This is a genomic window from Endozoicomonas sp. Z74 (genome assembly GCF_057680865.1).
In genome coordinates this window covers 1-2,190 of the sequence record NZ_JBLYZI010000213.1, presented here as the reverse complement: position 1 = coordinate 2,190, position 2,190 = coordinate 1, and the positions used below count along the sequence as shown (strand labels likewise).

The window sequence follows — 2,190 nt, the reverse complement described above, 5'->3', positions numbered from 1 at the left end:
TTGAAGCAGTTAGAGAGCTGTTGGATGAAAAGGGAGTAAATTATCAGGTTCGAACAATCGCTTTATTGACTCAGCAGGAAGAACAATGCAGGGAGCAGGCCAGGAAAAAAGAACAGGACGAAAAAGCGGCAGAAGAAAAAGCCAGGAGGGAACGAATAGAAGAGCATAGAAAACGGCAGGAAGAAAGGAAAAAAGCGGGAATGTGTGTATCGTGCGGGATTCGTCCAGCGGATGAATACGGTTTTTGTGAATCGTGCAATGATGATATTCCATTCTAGCTATGAAAAAGCCCGACTATTCCCACATTGATCAAATCGGGACGATTGAGGATCGACGTTTCAGGAATGAAATCTTTGATGCCCATCCCGGTTTTGATCAACTCCTGAAAGCCCATTATCTGAAAATCAATAAGCGGCGCGGCAAAGTGGCGGCTAATCGCTGGTTGCTGTCCATCCATAAAAAACTGAACTGGAATTTTCCGGGACTCAAGTTGTCCAGCGATGACGACAGCATTAAATCCCTAGCAAAACTCAAGGCAATGACCCTAGAGGATAAGGTCAAAAAAGCCGTTCCGGGGAGTGATATCGGGGTTCTTAGAAATCTGGCTGAAACCTACCTGAAAACCTACGGTTTGGAGCTGCCTGTTCCTAAGCGCGTCAGGACGGAACCGAGTAAAACCGAAGTGCTCCAGGCGATTGCTCAAGCCTGTAGTCCGTCATGGTGGCGGCGGAAGCTTAGGACTAGGCAGTCTAGGGAATTGGAACAGTTGCTGAGGGAGCTGGGGCAGGTGTCCGCCGATCATGGCGGCTATGTGTCCGGCCATGCGTTAAAGCGTAGGGAGGGGCAGCGGGTCAGGAATCGCGGAAATCTAGAGGTGATGGAAGCGGTGAACCAGTACGGCGAGGCGTTTGTACTGGCAGAACTGGCGGATAAAAACGTGTCCAATCCAGCCATACGGCGAAATGAGTTGATAGTCAGGGTTAAGGGGCTCCAGGAGCAGGCCGCATCGTTAGGTTATATCGGTGTGTTTATTACCCAGACAGCCCCGTCCCGGTTCCATCCCATGAAAAAGAATAACCGGGGATGCTATGCCAATCCTAACTATGAATCAGGTCTCACTCCTAGGGATGCACAGGCGCAAATGATGGGGTGCTGGCAGCGTACCCGGGCGGAATGGGATCGACAGGATATCAGGGTATTTGGTTTTTGCATGGTTGAGCCCCATCACGATGCAACCCCACACTGGCATTCAATTCTGTTTGTCCATCCTGAGCAATTGCGGGATATGGTTCGGATTTATCGCGAATACGTCTGTGAAGAAAACCCGGAAGATTTAGCGCCAAGGGCGGTCACTCATAAATTCAAGGGTGGTTGGGTGAGCTATGGCAGTCGATCAAAGGTGGAATTAAAAAGCGCCGGCATTCAGCCCCGGTTTGACTGGAAGCTGATGCGAGGTAAAGACGGTAAGCCCGGAGGCGCGGTTGAGTACGTTTTGAAATACATCTGTAAAAACATCGACGGGGCAGGCATTCAGGGTAAGGCCGATGATGAAACCGGCGGATTTATTGCGGATTCGGTTTTACGGGTGGAAGCCTGGGCGGCGTTGTGGGGGATTCGTCAATTTCGCCAGGTCGGCGGGGCTCCGGTGGGCGTTTACCGGGAGTTGCGGAAAATCAGTGAAGAGGATTTTGAAACCGTTCAGAGCAGCCTTGCTCCTGAACGGCAGTTAGCTGAGAACGAACGCCAGCAGGAGCGAAGCGATTTTTTAAGGATCCGGGCAGCAGCGGATAAGGGGGACTTCGGCGAGTATGTCGAATGTCAGGGGGGGGCAACGGTCAGGAGGAAAGACCAGCGGTTTAAAAACTGGAAAGTAAGGAGGGCGACCAGCAGTGAAACAGAGGGGCGTATGTTGTCCCTGTTCGGCCTGATTGAGCAGGAAGGGCGGAAGGTGGTTAAGGGAATAGCGATGGCTGGTAAAAATGTCATGTCTCGTTTCTTTGACTGGACCGTTCGCTTTAAGGAAGCCGCGCAAGCGGCGCAAAAAGACGCGCACAGCGCGTCGTCTTGGACTTGTGTAAATAACTGTACGGAACCCCGGCAGGTGGTTGAAAGGGGTGGCCGTTGGTTTTATGAACCCATGGGGGCAGGGTAGGAACTATGGATTACAAAGAACTTGAAAAAATCGCTTTT

The 2,190-nt window shown here is 51.3% G+C and carries 2 protein-coding genes; both read left to right on the top strand.

Annotation, left to right across the window (positions count from 1 at the left end; all coding sequences use genetic code 11):
- Nucleotides 1-278 (top strand): hypothetical protein (locus ACNRUY_RS26295; RefSeq protein ID WP_488114628.1); only part of this gene is annotated, 278 nt, incomplete at its 5' end.
- A 2-nt stretch (nt 279-280) separates the two neighbouring features.
- Nucleotides 281-2,152 carry a replication endonuclease gene (locus ACNRUY_RS26290; protein WP_488114627.1) on the top strand — a complete coding sequence of 624 codons (1,872 nt, stop codon included), beginning with the start codon at nt 281-283 and terminating at the stop codon, nt 2,150-2,152.
- Nucleotides 2,153-2,190 lie beyond the last annotated feature (38 nt).